The organism is Pantoea sp. Aalb (assembly GCF_009829985.1).
Taxonomy (GTDB): Bacteria; Pseudomonadota; Gammaproteobacteria; order Enterobacterales; family Enterobacteriaceae; genus SZZU01.
Map to the genome: position 1 here is coordinate 389,452 of NZ_SZZU01000001.1, position 18,472 is coordinate 407,923.

Below are 18,472 nucleotides of genomic sequence, written 5' to 3' on the forward strand. Positions count from 1 at the left end.
ATTTTTCATATAATTTCTTTTTTAAAAGAGAATTAATGTTTTCTTTTGCTTTATTAAAATATAATTAAATATATATAACTATATTAATAGTTTATTCATCTAACAATAGTAGAATATTATTGAGATCTACACTCTATCATGAAAAATCTACAACGCGTTATAGATTTACCTCAATTATTTTTTTCTTTAATATTTATTCTTATTATGATTATTAGTTGTTTTTGGGTAGTGAAACCATTCATTTTTGGTTTTGCATGGGCAAGTATGGTGGTGATTGCTACGTGGCCACTAATGGTACGTCTACAACACTTTTTTTGGGAACAACGTTTATTAGCTATAATGGCTATAACTATCCTATTATTACTTCTATTTATTATTCCAATTATATTTTTAATAAATAGTTTAATTGATAATAGTGCACCATTAATTGCTAAGATTGCTCAAGGACATTTAATATTACCTCAATTAAATTGGCTAAGTGATATACCAATGGTTGGACATAAACTTTATTACAGCTACCATAAATTGGTCAATGGTGGAGGTACAGCAATAATACAAGAACTCCAACCTTATATAGGTCGTACGACTAGTTTCTTTGTCGCACAGGCAGGACATTTCAGTCGATTTATGATACATCTTGCATTAATGTTAGTATTTAGTATATTACTGTATTGGCATGGTGAACAAGTTGGACAAGTTATTCGTCATTTTGCTTACCGTATCGGAGGAGAACGTGGTGATGCTACAGTGTTATTAGCTAGCCAAGCTATTCGTTCTGTAGCACTTGGTGTAGTAGTAACTGCTTTAATTCAAGGAATACTTGGTGGTATTGGTTTGCTAATTTCTGGTATTCCTTATACTACGTTGTTAACTGTATTAATGATTTTAAGTTGTTTAGTACAATTAGGTCCTTTTTTAATTTTAATTCCAGCTATTATTTGGTTATATTGGACTGGCGATGCTACATGGGGATCTATATTATTGATTTGGAGTTGTGTAGTTGGTATGCTTGATAATATATTACGTCCTATGCTTATTAGAATTGGCGCTGATTTACCTATTATACTAATTCTTTTTGGTGTCATTGGTGGTTTATTTGCCTTTGGGATGATTGGTTTATTTATAGGACCAGTGGTATTAGCTGTTTCGTATCGACTAATATTAGTATGGATTAATGAAGTTTCAGCTCCTGATAATGTATAGATAGTTAAAACATCACAGAATATTTAATTAAAAAATTAATGTTCCTATTATAGTATTAGGAAATATATAATTATTAATATTAAGGTATTGCATAATACCTTAATATATTTTTGTTATATCATTATTTTGATAATTTTTTTAAAAGATTTAATGTTATTTATTTTGTTTATAATTGGATACCTCATTTTAATAATTTAATCTATATAATAACATTAACAAGTAAATGAATACACTAAAACCTAGGATAACGCTAGTTTTATCTTTGCTTTGTTAAAGCTACTAGACAAATTTTTGTTATATTAATATAAGTTAACTCTTTGATAAAGAATTTTCAACTCGACTTTTTAATTTTTGCCCAGGACGAAATGTCACTACACGACGAGCAGTAATTGGAATATCTTGTCCTGTTTTTGGATTACGACCTGGACGTTGAGTTTTATCACGTAAATCAAAATTACCAAATCCAGATATTTTTACTTGTTCTCCATTTTCTAACGCGCGGCGTACTTCTTCAAAAAAAAATTCTACTAATTCTTTAGTATCACGTTTACTTAACCCGAGTTTTTCAAATAAATATTCAGACATTTCAGCTTTTGTAAGCGCCATAGGTTTAATTCCTCAAAGTTGCATGGAGTTGCTTTTGTAATGCCTCAATGCATTTATTAACAATCGCAGCAATCTCCTCTTCTTCGAGTGTCCGGCTGGTATCTTGCAAAATTAGGCTAATAGCAAGGCTCTTTTTACCTTTATTCACACCTTTACCACGGTACACATCAAATAAGTTTATATTAACTAATTGATTTGCGCAAACTTTTTTACATTCTGCTATAATTTGTGCTGCAGGAATATGTTCGGATACTACAATAGCAATATCACGACGATTTGCAGGAAAGCGTGAAATCGCGCATGCATTAGGTAAAATACGGTCTATGATCTTATCCCACAATAATTCAAATACTACAGTGCATCCATTAAGACTTAATTTACCTTCTAATTCTGGATGTATAACTCCAATAAATCCAATACGTTCATCAGATAAATAAATAGCCGCACTTTGTCCTGGATGTAGAGCAGGATTCGCTTCTGCACAGAAAGAAATTTCCTCTAATTTACCAGTTAAATCTAATATTGATTCTAAATCTCCTTTTAAATCATAAAAATCCACTTCTTGAGATTGTATATCCCAATGCTCTTTGTATCTATTACCGCTTAAGACTCCTGCTAGCATAAATTCTTGACGAACTCCTAGATCAGATTGTGAATCAACAATAAATCGTAATCCACTCTCAAATAAACGTACACGCCGTTGCTGACGTTTTTGATTATATACTACAGCGCTAAGTAACCCGATCAATAAAGAAAGACGCATTGCTGACATTTCATGAGAAATTGGATTTAGTATAATCAATGTTTTTTCTTCTGGATACAATAATTGCTGCATTTTAGGATCAACAAAACTATAAGTAATAGCTTCTTGATAACCTTTATCTACTAGCATATTTTTTACGCGGTTTAGTGATAAATTAGTTTCGCAATGCTGAGTCATAGTTAAATTAGTAGTAAGCGGTATTTTTGGAATATTATTATAACCATAAACACGCGCTACTTCTTGTATTAAATCTTCTTCTAATTGTATATCAAAACGCCAACTAGGAACTATAACTCTCCACGCTCCTATACTAAAAGCAACTTCATAACCAAGTCGTTTTAAAATATCTGTTACCTGTTCTTCCGTAATTCTGTATCCTAAAAGGAGGTTTAGCTTTTCATGCCGTAATATAATAGTAATCTGTTTTGGTAAATGATTTTCTTGAGTTCGATTAACTATTGGACCAACTTTACCGCCACAAATATCTACTAATAATTGAGTCGCTCGCTCAATTGCTTTATACTGTAATTCTGGATCTACACCATGTTCGTAACGGCAAGAAGCATCAGTATACAATCCATAGCGACGAGCACGTCCACTAATTGCCAACGGATTAAAAAATGCACATTCAATCAATATATTCTTGGTATTATCTTGTATTCCAGAATATTTACCCCCACATATACCACTTATTGCTAATATTTTATGTTGATCAGCAAGTACTAAAGTATCTTTATTAAGTTTGATTTGAGTACCGTCAAGCGATATAAAATTTTCATCTTCTTGTGCCATACGAACTACGATCTCACCCTCAATACAGTCTACATCAAATACATGCATCGGTTGGCCAAGTTCTAATAAAACATAATTAGTAATATCAACAAGTGGATTAATAGAGTGAATACCACTGCGACGTAATTTCTCTTGCATCCACAAAGGTGTCAATACTTTAAGATTTATATTTTTTATAATCCTACAAAGATAGCGTGGACATTCAATAGTTGCATCAACAAAAATAGCACAAGTTTCATTAGTAGTAACTGTAACTGATTCGATATTAGGTATATTTAATGATAAAATATTCAGCGCTGCTATCTCACGGGCAATACCAAGTATGCTAAGAGCATCACCACGATTTGATGTAACACTAATTTCAATAATTTTATCATCTAATTGTAAATAATTGCGTATATCAATACCAATGGGTGCGTTAATTGGTAATTCAATAATTTTACTAAAATCATTATTTATACCAAGATCACCAAAAGAACATAATATTCCTTCAGATACAATACCGTATATTGTTGTACTTATTATTTTATATCTACTCGATGGTAATATTATACCTGTAGTAGCTACTACTACTTTCATGCCTTCCCGACAATTTATCGCATCGCAGATTATATTTAATAGCTTATTATTTCCAATATTAATTTTTGTCAAATTTACTTTTGTATTATGTATATCCTTATAGCAATTAACAATCTCACCAATTACTACGCCGTGAAAATCATCAGCTACTGATTTAATAGCATCAACTTTCAAACCTGCCATGGTTATTTGTTCTGAAAGTGCAGCGCTATTTAGGGTTGGATTTACCCATTCTCGTAACCAAAATTCACTGAATTTCATTGGATGTCCTGAATTTATTTAAATTGTTTAAGAAAACGCAAATCATTTTCAAAAAATACACGTAAATCTGTCACATGGTAGCGTAACATAGCAAGACGCTCTATTCCTATACCAAATGCAAAACCTGAATAAAATTCAGGATCAATACCTACGTTTCGAAGAACGTTTGGGTGAACCATGCCACAACCTAATACTTCTAACCATTTATTATCTCTATTTATTACATCAACCTCAGCTGAGATATTAGTAAATGGAAAATAAGATGCACGTAAGCGAATCTCCATTTTTTTTTCAAAAAATATATTCACAAAATCGTATAATGTATTTTTGAGGTTAGCAAAATTAATATTATTATCAATAATAAGTCCTTCCATCTGATGGAACATAGGGCTATGTGTTTGATCATAGTCATTACGATATACACGACCTGGTGCAATAATACGAATTGGAGGTTTTTGATTTTTCATAATACGAATTTGAACGCTTGAGGTTTGTGTACGTAACAATCGTGAATTATCAAACCAAAAAGTATCATGTTCTGTACGAGCAGGATGATGGATTGGAATATTTAAAGCATTAAAATTATGATCATCATCTTCTACTTCTGGTCCAGTTACTACAGAAAATCCTAGATTAATAAATAAATATTCAATACGATTAATTGTACGAGTAATGGGATGAAGTCCACCATTTTCTATTCGACGTCCTGGTAGTGAAACATCAATTGTTTCTGAAACTAATTGTGAATTTAGCTTAATCTGTTCTAATAAAAATTTACGTACTTTAAGGCATTTTTGAATTTGTTGTTTAGCATTGTTAATAGTTAGCCCAATAACTGAACGCTGTGTAGATGGTATTTCACGCAAAGTCTTAATTTGCGATGTCAATAGCCCTTTCTTACCCAAAAATTCTATACGAATAGCCTCCAATGTAGCAAGATCTAATGCTTGGTTAATAGCAATTGTAGCACGATCTACCAGTTTTTTAATTTGAGACATAATTTTCTCTAATTCTATGAATTCTAAATAAACTATTTATTTTTTATTAGTAACAAGATTTTATAATGATTTTTTAAAATAAAAAGCCTCCAAATTAATGAAGGAGGCTGAAGTCTTTAAGTAAGTTTTTTTTATCTTTCTGTTGCTGCACAAAAAACTCCGGTAATTAGATTTTAAATTTAATAAAGTAAGAAAAGCGATATATATGTATATATAATACATACTATTTTATATTTTAATATCTAATTTCTTTAATTAGGATGTCAATCTTTTTAATAACTTGCAAACAAAAAAAATAAAATAATTCTATTTTTCAAGCTATACTAAATGTAATTTTGTTTTTTCAACTAATTTACTGAATACTAATTTATCGAATACAGCCAGATCAGCTAATATTTTACGATCAATATCAATAGATGCTTTTTTTAGAGCATTAATAAAACAACTATAAGAGATACCGTTTTGACGCGCTGCAGCATTTATACGTGTAATCCATAGTTGACGAAACTGACGTTTACGTTGACGACGATCGCGATAAGCATACTGCCCAGCTTTTATAACCGCTTGATAGGCAACACGATATACACGAGAACGTGCCCCGTAGTAACCTTTAGCTTGTTTTAAAATTTTTTTGTGACGTGCACGGGCAACTACACTACGTTTTACACGAGCCATATAAGCTTTTCCTCATAATACTTTATACTTTTTACCTTCTGGATTACCTCTATGTAGTACATCTAAATGAGATTTATCATAATTAATATTTATATGGTATAGAGGAAATGACAAAACCTATATCACCTTTAGATACATTACTTTTAGAACGTAGATGGCGTTTACGCTTAGTTGATTTTTTAGTCAAAATATGACGTAAGTTAGCTTGTTTACGTTTAAAATTACCAGAAGATGTTCTTTTAAAACGTTTGGCCGCGCTACGTACAGTCTTAATCTTTATCATTTTAAATATTCACTCTTGATTTAATTAGTTCAATAGAATAAAACGTACATAGCTTGCGGCATTTTTATTTAAAAAGCTACTGTTTCTTCTTAGGAGCAAGTATCATGATTATTTGACGACCTTCAATCTTTGTTGGAAAAGATTCTATTATTGCTAATTGATTAAGATCATCTTTTACACGATTAAGCATTTCCATCCCAATTTGTTGATGTGCCATTTCACGACCACGAAAACGTAGTGTGATTTTAACTTTATCACCTTCTTCTAAAAAACGACTTAAATTACGTAGTTTAACCTGATAATCACTTTCATCAGTACCAGGACGAAATTTTATTTCTTTTACTTGAATAATTTTTTGTTTCTTTTTTTGTTCCTTTAAAGATTTATTTTTTTCATATAGGAATTTACCATAATCCATAATACGGCAAACCGGTGGTTCAGCATTAGGGCTAATTTCAACTAAATCTGCCCCAATTTCTTCTGCTTTTTCAATTGCTTCACGTAATAAGACAATGCCGATTTGTTCACCATTAATACCAGTTAAACGCACTTCATGAGCACGTATTTCACTATTAAGACGATGTGAACGTATCAGTTGTACTCGTTTTCCGCCTTTAATACCTTATTCCTCCAATTGATAACGGTGTCGGTTACAAATTTCTTTCTGTAGCCTTTTAATAAATAGATCAATATCTATACTTTCAAGATTTTTACTGCGGCGAGATCTTACAGAAATTTTATTTGCTTTTACTTCTTTTTCACCACAAACTAAAATATAAGGTACATGGTATAATGTATGCTCACGAATTTTAAAATTGATTTTTTTATTCCTCAAATCTGCTTTAACACGAATATTTGCATTTTCCAATTTTTTTGTCAATTCGTTAACATATTGTCTTTGACCATCGGTAATATTCATTATAACAGTTTGTATTGGAGCTAACCAGCTTGGAAAAGCTCCTGCAAATTCTTCTGTTAAAATACCAATAAATCTTTCCATAGAACCCATAATTGCACGATGAATTATAACTGGATATTGACGATTGTTATTTTTATCTATGTAAGTGGCATTTAAACTTTGAGGTAAAAAAAAATCCAATTGAATAGTACCACATTGCCAAGCACGATTAAGACAATCATATAAAGTAAATTCGATTTTAGGACCGTAAAAAGCTCCTTCTCCTTTCTGATATTGAAATAAAATTGAATTATCTTCTAGAGTTTTAGCTAGATCTAATTCTGCACGATCCCACATTTTATCAGTACCGATACGTTTTAATGGACGAGTAGAAAGTTTTACAGTAATTTTTTTGAACCCAAATATACTATATATATCGTAAACCATACGTATACAACTACTAACTTCATCACGTACTTGATCTTCGGTACAAAAAATATGAGCATCATCTTGAATAAAACCACGAACTCGCATTAATCCATATAATGCACCTGATGGTTCATTACGATGACAGCTGCCAAATTCTGCTATCCGTACTGGTAAATCTCGATAAGATTTCAAACCTTGATTGAAAATTTGAACATGACCAGGACAATTCATTGGTTTAATACAATATTCATGGTGTTCAGAAGATGTCATAAACATAGCATCTTTATAATTATCCCAATGACCGCTTTTTTGCCATAATATATGGTCTAATATCATCGGGCTTTTGACCTCTTGGTAATTATATTCTTTCAATTTTATACGTAAGAATGTTTCTAATTCACGGAATATAGTCCAACCATTGTTATGCCAAAATACCATGCCAGGTGCTTCTTCTTGTACATGATATAAATCAAGATATTTACCAATTTTACGATGATCTCTCTTTGCTAATTCTTCTAAAGAGTGTAAATAAGTAAATAATTGTTTTTTACTCGCCCATGCTGTACCATAAATACGTTGTAGCATTTTATTATTATTTTTACCACGCCAATAAGCACCAGCAATTGTTTGTAATTTAAAATAACGACAAAAAAAAATGTTAGGAACATGAGGACCATGGCACATATCTATATATTCTTCATGCATATATAAATTCCAATTATTCCTTGTGCTGATATTTTCATCAAGTATAATAGTTTTATATATTTCTCCACGTTTACTAAATAGCTCGTGTGCTTCCTGCCAACTCACTTTTTTTTTCATTATTATATAATTATTTGATACTAAATCATGCATATGTTTTTCTAACTGCTCAAGATTTTCTTTTGTTAGTACATTATCTATATCAATATCATAATAAAAGCCATTATCCACTATATTGCCTATTGCCATTTTAGTATTTGGCCATAGTTGCTTAATAGCATGTCCTAATAAGTGAGAACAAGAACGTCGAATAATTTTTAAACCATCTTCATCTTTATCAGTGATTATTGAAACTTTAGAATCTTCTGTAATTAATTCAATAGTATCAACTAATTCATCATTAACAAGTCCTGCAATACAAGTTTTAGCTAATTTAGGACTTATATGGGAAGCAATATTTATCAAACTGATAGGGCACGTAAAGTTACGTTGGCTGCCATCAGGAAAAGTAATCAGTGGCATGTGTTATCCTTTAATTGCAATAATACATGATTATGCATAAAAGTTACATGCACGCATGTAGTATTGTATCTTTATACAATATAAATCAACTAATGTAATTATAATTTAATAGTGTTTATTATTTTTCTATAATAAAAGAATAATAACATTATTTATGAGCAAGAAAAATCTACACAATAGATGATTTTAAAATAGATTTAAATCTATGAATTGTAATTAAATTACATTTCATATGATAGTAGATAAGAATGATAAATATGTATTTATATTAATGTAAATTATGTTTGCAAATTAACTAAATAAATAAAATCCCATTAAATAAATAATTTAATTATTATATTTTTATCTTTAACTAATTTAATCTTTAAATTATTAATTATATGTTTCATCCTATCATAAAAAAAATGAATTTTAATATGATAAATAATAATTTATAGTATTATTCTTTTTTTATTTTCAATTTAAAATAAAAAAACAGTATATTTTGATTAGTAAAAATTATTTATCTTTTAAATGGAGATGAACATGTAATTAATTATATTAAGAAAATAATTTATTCATATAAAGGAAATCTAATGACACTTCAAAAAGAAATAATTCAATCGTTAGGTGTTAAATCATTTATTGAACCAGAGAAAGAAATTGAAATGATAGTAAATTTTTTACAATCATATCTCATCGTAAATACTCATCTAAAAACCTTTGTATTAGGTATTAGTGGAGGACAAGATTCTACACTAGCTGGTATTTTATCGCAAATAGCAATATGTAAATTGCGTGAAAAAACAAAGAATAAAAACTATTCTTTTATTGCTGTACGTTTACCATATGGTATTCAATTAGATGAACAAGATTGTCAAGATGCATTAAAATTTATTAATCCAGATAAGATTATTTTTATAAATATTAAAGAAGCTGTCTTGGCTAGTGAATGTGCTCTTAAAAATGCTAATATTGCCATATCAAATCTAATGCATGGTAATCAAAAAGCACGTGAACGAATGAAAATACAATATAGTATTGCAGCAAGTACTCATGGTATCGTTATAGGTACTGATCACGCAGCTGAAGCAATTACTGGTTTTTATACTAAATATGGCGATGGTGGTGTAGATATTAATCCTCTCTTTCATTTAAATAAACGTCAAGGTAAACAATTATTAAAAATATTAGGGTGCCCAGAACATTTGTATTTAAAAAATCCTACTGCTGGTTTAGAAGATGAACACCCATATGTATTAGATGAGGTTATTTTAAAAGTTACGTATCAACAAATAGATGATTATTTAGAAGGAAAAACCATTGATGAGATAGCGGCTAAAACTATCGAATCTTGGTATTTAAAAACAAATCATAAACGTCATATGCCTATTAATATATTTGATAGTTTCTGGAAGTAATGTAATCAACAAAATAAGAAATTAAGAAATATTTAAAATTTTTCTTATGATTTTAAATATTTTAATTCTTTTGAAAGATTTTTTTTTTAATAGTATAGATACTATTAAAACTATAATACTTACTATTTTTAATGAAGATTAAAAATCTAAAAATTCATTAATAATTTTACCTTTGCGTTGTTCTAAAAAGTCAAGAATACATCGTGGTGTAAAGTTTAATATAAAAGATTCTGGGAAATTTAGTTTATTGGTAATACGAATACAATGTTCAAATTTACCAATATTAAATGCAATATGGGAATCAGAACCAAATGCTAAACGACCATTAGCATTACGTACTGCTTCTACAATTGCATAACAGTTTGGTTCACTACCTGGTCTAGAATATTCAAAAGAAGAGTTATTAATTTCAAGTGCTACATTATAGTATGCTGCTGCTTCAGCTATAGCTAGAATGTCTATTGGAAATTTCGGATTACCAGGATGACTTATAATATCTACTAAACCACTTGCTATAGTCGCAATCATAGCTTCAGTATGATGAATTTTATTAGTTGGCACATATACCGATTCATGGAAACCTGCAATGATCAGATCTAATTCATCAATTATAGATTGATTACAATCAATTTCTCCTTGTTGATTTTTAATATTAGCCTCTATTCCTCTAAGTACTCCTACACCATCAATTATACGTGGCCAAATACGCATATTAATAAAATGCCAATAATGAGGTGCATCTATCATATTTGGACCATGATCAGTAATAGCAAACATTTTAATCCCATTTTTTTTTGCTTGGATGATATAATCGTGTAAAGTACTATAAGAATGAGTGCTCGCAATAGTATGAACATGTAAATCAATAGGATACATTATTTTCCCTTTAAAATTTAATATAAATAAATTAACAAAGCTATCTATTAATTTTAAAAAATAAAATTAGTTTTTGGTGATTAAAAAATAAATAAGAGACTATTAATCTAATTTATAGTATTAACAATACTATAAACTTTTTTTAAAAAAATATAGCTATAGTATAGTGATATTTTGTATGATACGAATCAAATTTTATATTTGATATATAGATAGAAATTATTATTCTTAAACAAAAAGACAAATAAGTTATATACAATTAAGTATATTAATGTTCTATAATAAAATATTAATTGATATGTAATATTTTAAATTTTCTTAATAAAGTAAGTAAATAAACTATAATAAATAAATACTAAAGTTATAGTAATAAAAATTAGTATTTTTTTAAATAAGGAGAAAGTAGATGGTAAAAAATGTCGTATTAAAGTCAATACGGTTTACTTTTTGGCTAAGCACGGCTTTATTAGCAGGTTCTTCTACTGCATATTCTGAATATACAAAGTATAAAACATCGAGTAACCAACCTCATACTCCTGATACTTTATTAGGTTCACTTTTTGATACGGTACAAAAGAAAAGAATTTATCCAGATCAAAAAACATTTGCTGATGCTATTCCTAAATATGATCCTGCATCTATTTTATCTTACTGGCAAGCACAAAAAAATCAGCATGATTTTAATTTAAAAAAATTTATAGAAAAAAATTTTATTTTACCCAAAGAACAAAATAAATATGTTCCACCTATTGGACAAAGCTTACGAGAACATATTAACAATTTATGGCCGGTATTAACACGAACTAGTCAACATTCTAATCAATATGATTCCCTTTTATCTTTACCAAAACCATATGTTGTTCCTGGTGGTCGGTTCCGTGAAGTATATTATTGGGATAGTTATTTTACAATGCTCGGGCTTGCAGAAAGTGGTCATTGGGATATAGTACAAAACATGATTGATAACTTTGCTTCTCAGCTTAATAAATATGGTCATATACCCAACGGAAATCGTAGTTATTATCTCAGTCGTTCACAACCTCCTTTTTTTAGTTTGATGATAGATTTACTAGCACAACATAAAGGCGATAAAATATATCGTCAATATTTACCTCAAATGAAAAAAGAATATAACTATTGGATGGAAGATAGTAATACTGTAACAGTAGGGCATGCTATCAAACGTGTAGTTAAATTAACTAATGGTACATTATTGAATCGTTATTGGGATGATCGTGATGTTCCACGTACTGAATCTTGGTTAGATGATATCAACACTGCAAAAAAAGCACCAAAACGAAATAAAAAACAAGTTTATCGTGACTTACGCTCTGGTGCTGCTTCTGGATGGGATTTTAGCTCTCGTTGGTTTGCTGATGCACATAATCTAGCATCAATTCACATAACACAACTTGTTCCAATTGATTTAAATAGTTTATTATTTCATTTAGAAAAAACACTAGCTAAAGCATCAAAAATAGCTAATAAATATAATGATGCAAGAAAATTCAATAACTATGCTAAAAAGCGTCAAATAGCAATTAATCGTTATCTGTGGGATAAAAAAAATGGTTGGTATGCTGATTATAATTGGAAAAAAAGAAAAATTACTAATCAATTGACAGCTGCCACATTATTCCCTTTATATACTAAACTTGCTTATTATAAACAAGCTAAACGTGTAGCATCAGTAGTAGATAAACAGTTATTAAAACCTGGTGGTCTAATTACTACTACGATAAATAGTGGTCAGCAATGGGATGCTCCTAATGGTTGGGCACCTTTACAATGGGTTGCTATTGAAGGTTTAGAACATTATAATCAATTTCATATAGCAAATACAATCGGTCATAATTTTCTACAAAATGTTCAACAAACTTATAATAAAGAACATAAATTAATTGAGAAATATATAGTAGAAGGGACAAAATTAGGTGGTGGTATAGGAGGTGAATATCCATTACAAGATGGTTTTGGTTGGACAAACGCAGTTACACTACTTCTTTTAGATAAATATTGTCCAAAAGATAAAATCTGTAATAATGCTAATACTATTTTAAATTCTAATATTAAAGTATTAAATACTATAAACTAATGTTAGTTATTTCTACTTGATCCAAACTCTTAGAATGCGGCTCAAGTAGAAAATTTAAATTAATGCATATTCAATATTAAATTGAAAACTAATCACCAATCTTATCACCAATCTTACAAAACAATAAATATTATTTATAAAAAATATCAATCATATAATTTATGATTATGCTAATTAAATAAATTAAAATTAATAAGTAATTTAGAAAAATTAGTTTAAGTACATATACTATTAATATTAATAATACTAATTAATTTTAATTTTAAAATATTTGATTAATTATCTACGTATTTGTCGATAAAACCATAAAATAATAATAGAACCAATCACTGCAACCAAAAGACTAGTAAAGTTAAAACCATCTACTTTTCCAAAACCAAACAATGTACTAATCCAACCTCCAACTAATGCACCAATAATTCCTAAAATAATTGTAAATATAACTCCACGGTGGTTATCTTTACCTGGTATAATCCATTTAGCTATGATACCTACAAAAAGTCCAAAAATAATCCATGAAAGAATACCCATTCATAACTCCTTAAATTGCTAAATTATTTTAGCTATTTTATTAGCATAGGGAAATAAAAAGATACTAATATACTTATACATATAAACTTTTATAAAGTTTATATGTATAAGTATATTATATTAAAATAGTTAAATAAAAATATTCATTTATATAGAAATAACTTATAAAATTAAATATGTATTTTTTATAAAAAAACAATAAAATATAATAAAGTACAACATTGTAATATATAAATTAACAACCATTTTAATAAAAATATTATGTTTGCCTTTTAATAATAGTTAATATATGAATATATTAATTCATAATACGATATGCTCTAGTTACTTTCCATAAATATAGTTGAGCTTGAGATGCTGGATGTTTATTTTCCACGTGTTGATAGAATTGATCTGGTGTCATTATATTAATCATTGCAATAGCACGATTTCTATTATTATCAAAAGTACGTAATAAAGCACTAGCTCCATTTGCATAAGATACAATTGTTGCATAACGTAGTGTAAGTGGATTACGTATACCTGCAAGCATTGAACTTTGCAAAATTTTTATATAAGCTACACCAATATTAATATTGTTTACTGGATCTCGTAACTCTAAAAAAGATGGTTGCCCTTTACGACCTTGCGAATAATAAACTTCACGACCAGCTGTTGATGCTTTAATTTGCATTAAACCAACAGCATGTGAACTACTTACTGCATTAGGATTACCTCCAGACTCAACATTTATTATGGCATTTATTAACTTTTTATCAACACCATAATGATTAGCAGCATTTTCTGTCAGTCTTTCCCAATTGTTGTTTTTATTTAATTTATGTATTTTTAGAGATGGATATTGAGTAAAAAAAATATTTTTAAAAGAAAATTCTTTTCTTATTCCTTTTGCGCAGCCAGTAAGTAATAAGGTTATAAAAATAAATATTTTCACGATTAAATTTTTATTTTTATAATAATAATTATTATTTATCATATCCACCTAAAATAAAATGATTATAAATCAATTGTCCTATTAAATATAAATTATAATAATAGTTATTATTTTGAATAATGTATTATACTAATATTTTAAATATCAATATAATACATTATTCAAAATTAATATTAAATAAATCTTAATTATTGTCTATAATATTCATTAATAAATGATATAAATCTTTTATTTTTTTAAAATGTTGAATATATGGTGCTTAACTAATAATTAATATGGGCATTTTTTATATTAATTATTAGTTAAGCACCAACTTATACATATACATATTATATTCATATTTTTAATCATTTTGATATTTAAATAAACATATAATTAACTATTTTCATTAATCTATACGTTTATAAATTAGAAAAAATAAAATAATAAAGTAATTTAATTGTTAATTTAACTAAATATAAAATATTTAACATATAAAGTTAAAATTAAGATATTTTACTAACTTACTTCATTAAGTCATAAAAGTTTCATGCACTATTTATATTAGTCATTAACATCAATTTTTTAATAAAAACCATATGTTCAAATATTTAAATAAATAATAAATAGTAAAACTACCTTAAGCATTTATTCTTAAAATAAGAAATTTGATAAACAAAAAACATTATTTAATTTTAGCTATATATTAATTGATACTCATGGAGTAAACTATGTAATAAAGTGGTATTTATATAGTATTATAAATAACTATATTTTATTATTTTAAATATGCAATTACATATTAGCAATAATTTCTTCACCAAACTCTAAACATGTTAATAATTTAGCATCAAACATTAAACGCTCAAAATCATATGTTACAGTTTTATTTGCAATTGTTTTTTCCATACCTTTAATTATTAAATTTGCTGCTTCATACCATTCCATATAACGTAACATCATTTCAGCTGATAAGATTATAGAACCTGGATTTACTTTATTTTGACCTGCATATTTAGGTGCAGTACCATGAGTAGCTTCAAATAAAGCACATTCATCTCCTATATTTGCACCAGGAGCGATACCTATACCCCCAACTTGAGCTGCAAGTGCATCTGAAATATAATCACCATTTAAATTCATACAGGCAATAACATCATAATCTTTTGGTCTCATTAAAATTTGCTGTAAAAAAGAATCAGCAATCACATCTTTAATAATAATATTTTTACCAGTATTAGGATTTTTAAAATTCATATATGAATCACTACTATTAATAAATTTACCACCAAATTCATTTTGTATTAAATTGTATCCCCATTTTTTAAATGATCCTTCAGTAAATTTCATAATATTTCCTTTATGTACTATAGTTAATGAATCTCTATTATTAGTGATAACATACTGAATTGCTGCTCTAATAAGACGCTTGGTTCCTTCTTCAGAACATAGTTTTATACCTATTCCACACTTATTAGGAAAACGAATGTTCGTAACTTGCATTTCTTCATGTAAAAATTTGATTATTTTTTTAGCTTCTACGGAATTAGCTTTCCATTCAATACCTGTATAAATATCCTCAGAATTTTCACGGAAAATGATCATATTAGTATCTTCTGGATGCTTTAATGGACTCGGAGTACCTTTATAATATCGTATCGGACGTAAACAAATATATAAATCTAGTTCTTGACGTAATTTAACGTTTAAAGAACGTATACCAGTGCTAATTGGTGTAGTTAATGGTCCTTTAATAGCAATTCGATATTCTCTAATAAAATCTATAGTTTCACGTGGTAACCAACAATGGGAACCATAGAGTTCAACTGATTTCTGACCTGCATAAATTTCCATCCAAGAAATCTTTTTTATATTATTATAAGATTTCTTTACAGCAGCATCGACAACTTTTATCATGATAGGACAAATATCAATACCTATACCATCTCCTTCAATATATGGAATAATTGGATTATTTGGAATAATCATTTTACCTTTATGTAGAATAATCTTCTGCCCTTTTCTTGGAACAAATACTTTACTCTCCATTTAAATATCCTCTTTTCTAATCAATATCTTAATTATCTGTTGATATTGATATTGATATTGATATTGATAAATATCTATAACATTATTATTATTTTTGTAATGTCAATAGATATTATCTATAAATTTTTTATTTATAATTAATATTTTTTAAATTAGATTTAAATATAAAAATATTTATTTAATTTTTTAAAATAAACTATAATTTTTCTTAAATTAATATGTAAAATAATATACCTTGTTTAATTAAATAAGAAAAGTAATAGATACTATATAGCAAAATATATTTTTTATGTTATTTTAAGATATATTGATAATTAAGAGGAATTTATTGATTAAAATTTTTTATTAACGATATTACTAAATGCTTACTGAAAATAATTATATTAATATATAAGTTATTAAATTATATTAATTCACTAGTAAATAGACTTAAATAATAAATTAATTTTAGGATCAAACTAAATTAAATATCTATATAGATGGATTAATTGTTTACATAATTTTATTAATTAAATATTTTATTTGACTAAATATGGTATAATAAAAATTATTATTCATAATTATCCAAAATTAATATTTAAATTTAGATAATTATGATAGTTATATTGAATTAAATAAGAGTGATTTAATCATCATTAAAATGTTCATGAAATAAATATCAGAATTATTCGTAAATAACATATTTATTATTAAGTAAAAAATAAATATATTTGATAAAATTTTTTCGTATAAATCTTCTATATTTTAATATTATTCATTATTACTAAGAGTGCTTAATGTTTTACAATAATGAAAAAAAAGTAATTGTTGGTATGTCAGGAGGCGTAGATTCTTCTGTTTCTGCTTGGTTATTGCAAAAGCAAGGTTATCATGTTGAAGGTGTATTCATGAAAAACTGGGAAGAAGATGATAATGATCATTGTACTGCAAACGACGACTTAAATGATGTAAAGATTGTATGTCATACACTTGGAATTAAATTACACAAAATTAATTTTGCATCAGAATATTGGGATTATGTATTTGAATTATTTCTTAAAGAACATAGAATTGGTCGTACTCCAAATCCTGATATTTTATGTAATAAAGAAATTAAGTTTAAAGTTTTTCTTGATTTTGCATTAGAAGATCTTAATGCAGATTTTATTGCTACTGGACATTACGTACGTAGCCAAAATAAAAACGGTAATTACTATCTATTACGTGGATTTGATCAAAATAAAGATCAAAGCTATTTTCTTTATACTTTAAATCAGCAACAAATAGCAAAAAGTTTATTCCCTGTTGGTACATTAAAAAAAAATGAAGTTAGGCGTATAGCTGAAGATATTGGGTTAATTAATGCAAAGAAGAAAGACTCAACTGGTATATGCTTTATTGGAAAAAGAAAACTTTATAATTTTCTTAGTCGTTATCTTCCTACTAAACCAGGAGCAATAAAGACTGTTAATGGAGAAATTGTCGGGATACATCAAGGATTAATGTATTACACATTAGGTCAGCGTAAAGGATTAGGTATTGGTGGACAAAAACATTACAACAACAATGGACTGCCTTGGTATGTTGTCGACAAAGATCTAGACCAAAATAATCTCATTATAGCACAAGGTAGTAAACATCCTCAGTTAATGTCAGTGGGTTTGATTGCAAAACAGTTACATTGGGTAAATCAAAAAGCTATTATAATACCACTACGATGTACAGCAAAAATTCGTTATCGTCAAAAAGATGTTCCATGTAAATTGATATCTTACAGACATGATTCCATAGAAATACATTTTGATGAGCCAATTATAGCAGTTACTCCTGGTCAATCAATTGTATTATATCTTGGTGATATATGCCTTGGAGGCGGAATTATTGAACAACGCCTACCTCTAATAAAAAACTGATTATT

General features: G+C 27.8%; 15 protein-coding genes. 4 read left to right on the forward strand and 11 right to left on the reverse strand.

Translation table 11 applies throughout. The features are described from left to right. The first annotated feature begins 138 nt into the window (after nucleotides 1–138). The gene (ydiK, locus tag FD728_RS01530) at nucleotides 139–1,203 is read left to right on the forward strand and encodes an AI-2E family transporter YdiK (protein ID WP_159934115.1); all 1,065 of its coding nucleotides are present in this window, start codon (nucleotides 139–141) and stop codon (nucleotides 1,201–1,203) included. A 309-nt stretch (nucleotides 1,204–1,512) separates the two neighbouring features. On the opposite strand, the gene ihfA is transcribed toward ydiK, so the two are convergent. The 7 genes from ihfA to thrS form a co-directional block, all read right to left on the reverse strand. Continuing rightward, nucleotides 1,513–1,809 carry an integration host factor subunit alpha gene (gene ihfA, locus FD728_RS01535; protein ID WP_159934117.1) on the reverse strand — a complete coding sequence of 99 codons (297 nt, stop codon included), beginning with the start codon at nucleotides 1,807–1,809 and terminating at the stop codon, nucleotides 1,513–1,515. 4 nt (nucleotides 1,810–1,813) lie between these two features. Then, entirely contained in the window at nucleotides 1,814–4,204 is a 2,391-nt protein-coding gene (pheT, locus tag FD728_RS01540) for a phenylalanine--tRNA ligase subunit beta (RefSeq protein ID WP_159934119.1), read from the reverse strand. Between the two features lie 14 nt (nucleotides 4,205–4,218). Next, nucleotides 4,219–5,202, reverse strand: coding sequence for a phenylalanine--tRNA ligase subunit alpha (gene pheS / locus FD728_RS01545; RefSeq protein WP_159934121.1), 984 nt, complete (start codon nucleotides 5,200–5,202; stop codon nucleotides 4,219–4,221). A gap of 318 nt (nucleotides 5,203–5,520) precedes the next feature. Next, complete coding sequence (rplT, locus tag FD728_RS01550) at nucleotides 5,521–5,877, reverse strand: 50S ribosomal protein L20 (RefSeq protein WP_159934123.1); 357 nt, start codon at nucleotides 5,875–5,877, stop codon at nucleotides 5,521–5,523. 82 nt (nucleotides 5,878–5,959) lie between these two features. Continuing rightward, the gene (gene rpmI / locus FD728_RS01555) at nucleotides 5,960–6,160 is read right to left on the reverse strand and encodes a 50S ribosomal protein L35 (protein WP_159934125.1); all 201 of its coding nucleotides are present in this window, start codon (nucleotides 6,158–6,160) and stop codon (nucleotides 5,960–5,962) included. A 76-nt stretch (nucleotides 6,161–6,236) separates the two neighbouring features. Beyond that, nucleotides 6,237–6,779: a translation initiation factor IF-3 gene (gene infC / locus FD728_RS01560; RefSeq protein ID WP_159934476.1), complete on the reverse strand. Its 543-nt coding sequence runs from the start codon at nucleotides 6,777–6,779 to the stop codon at nucleotides 6,237–6,239. Nucleotides 6,780–6,782: 3 nt separating this feature from the next. After that, nucleotides 6,783–8,711: a threonine--tRNA ligase gene (gene thrS / locus FD728_RS01565; RefSeq protein WP_159934127.1), complete on the reverse strand. Its 1,929-nt coding sequence runs from the start codon at nucleotides 8,709–8,711 to the stop codon at nucleotides 6,783–6,785. A gap of 575 nt (nucleotides 8,712–9,286) precedes the next feature. Between thrS and nadE the strand changes: the two genes are divergently transcribed. Further along, entirely contained in the window at nucleotides 9,287–10,111 is an 825-nt protein-coding gene (gene nadE, locus FD728_RS01570) for an ammonia-dependent NAD(+) synthetase (protein ID WP_159934129.1), read from the forward strand. Nucleotides 10,112–10,249: 138 nt separating this feature from the next. Here the strand turns inward: nadE and FD728_RS01575 are convergent, their stop codons facing one another. Beyond that, entirely contained in the window at nucleotides 10,250–10,987 is a 738-nt protein-coding gene (locus FD728_RS01575) for a phosphatase (RefSeq protein ID WP_159934131.1), read from the reverse strand. 406 nt (nucleotides 10,988–11,393) lie between these two features. On the opposite strand from FD728_RS01575, the gene treA reads away from it, so the two are divergent. Further along, on the forward strand, nucleotides 11,394–13,082 hold the full coding sequence (gene treA / locus FD728_RS01580) for an alpha,alpha-trehalase TreA (RefSeq protein ID WP_159934133.1): 1,689 nt from the start codon (nucleotides 11,394–11,396) through the stop codon (nucleotides 13,080–13,082). 279 nt (nucleotides 13,083–13,361) lie between these two features. Here treA and FD728_RS01585 read toward each other — a convergent pair whose 3' ends face one another. The 3 genes from FD728_RS01585 to icd form a co-directional block, all read right to left on the reverse strand. After that, the gene (locus FD728_RS01585) at nucleotides 13,362–13,613 is read right to left on the reverse strand and encodes a GlsB/YeaQ/YmgE family stress response membrane protein (RefSeq protein ID WP_159934135.1); all 252 of its coding nucleotides are present in this window, start codon (nucleotides 13,611–13,613) and stop codon (nucleotides 13,362–13,364) included. A 298-nt stretch (nucleotides 13,614–13,911) separates the two neighbouring features. Further along, the gene (locus FD728_RS01590) at nucleotides 13,912–14,589 is read right to left on the reverse strand and encodes a transglycosylase SLT domain-containing protein (RefSeq protein WP_159934137.1); all 678 of its coding nucleotides are present in this window, start codon (nucleotides 14,587–14,589) and stop codon (nucleotides 13,912–13,914) included. A 732-nt stretch (nucleotides 14,590–15,321) separates the two neighbouring features. Beyond that, complete coding sequence (icd, locus tag FD728_RS01595) at nucleotides 15,322–16,575, reverse strand: NADP-dependent isocitrate dehydrogenase (protein WP_159934139.1); 1,254 nt, start codon at nucleotides 16,573–16,575, stop codon at nucleotides 15,322–15,324. Between the two features lie 776 nt (nucleotides 16,576–17,351). Between icd and mnmA the strand changes: the two genes are divergently transcribed. Next, the gene (gene mnmA / locus FD728_RS01600; protein WP_159934141.1) at nucleotides 17,352–18,467 is read left to right on the forward strand and encodes a tRNA 2-thiouridine(34) synthase MnmA; all 1,116 of its coding nucleotides are present in this window, start codon (nucleotides 17,352–17,354) and stop codon (nucleotides 18,465–18,467) included. Nucleotides 18,468–18,472 lie beyond the last annotated feature (5 nt).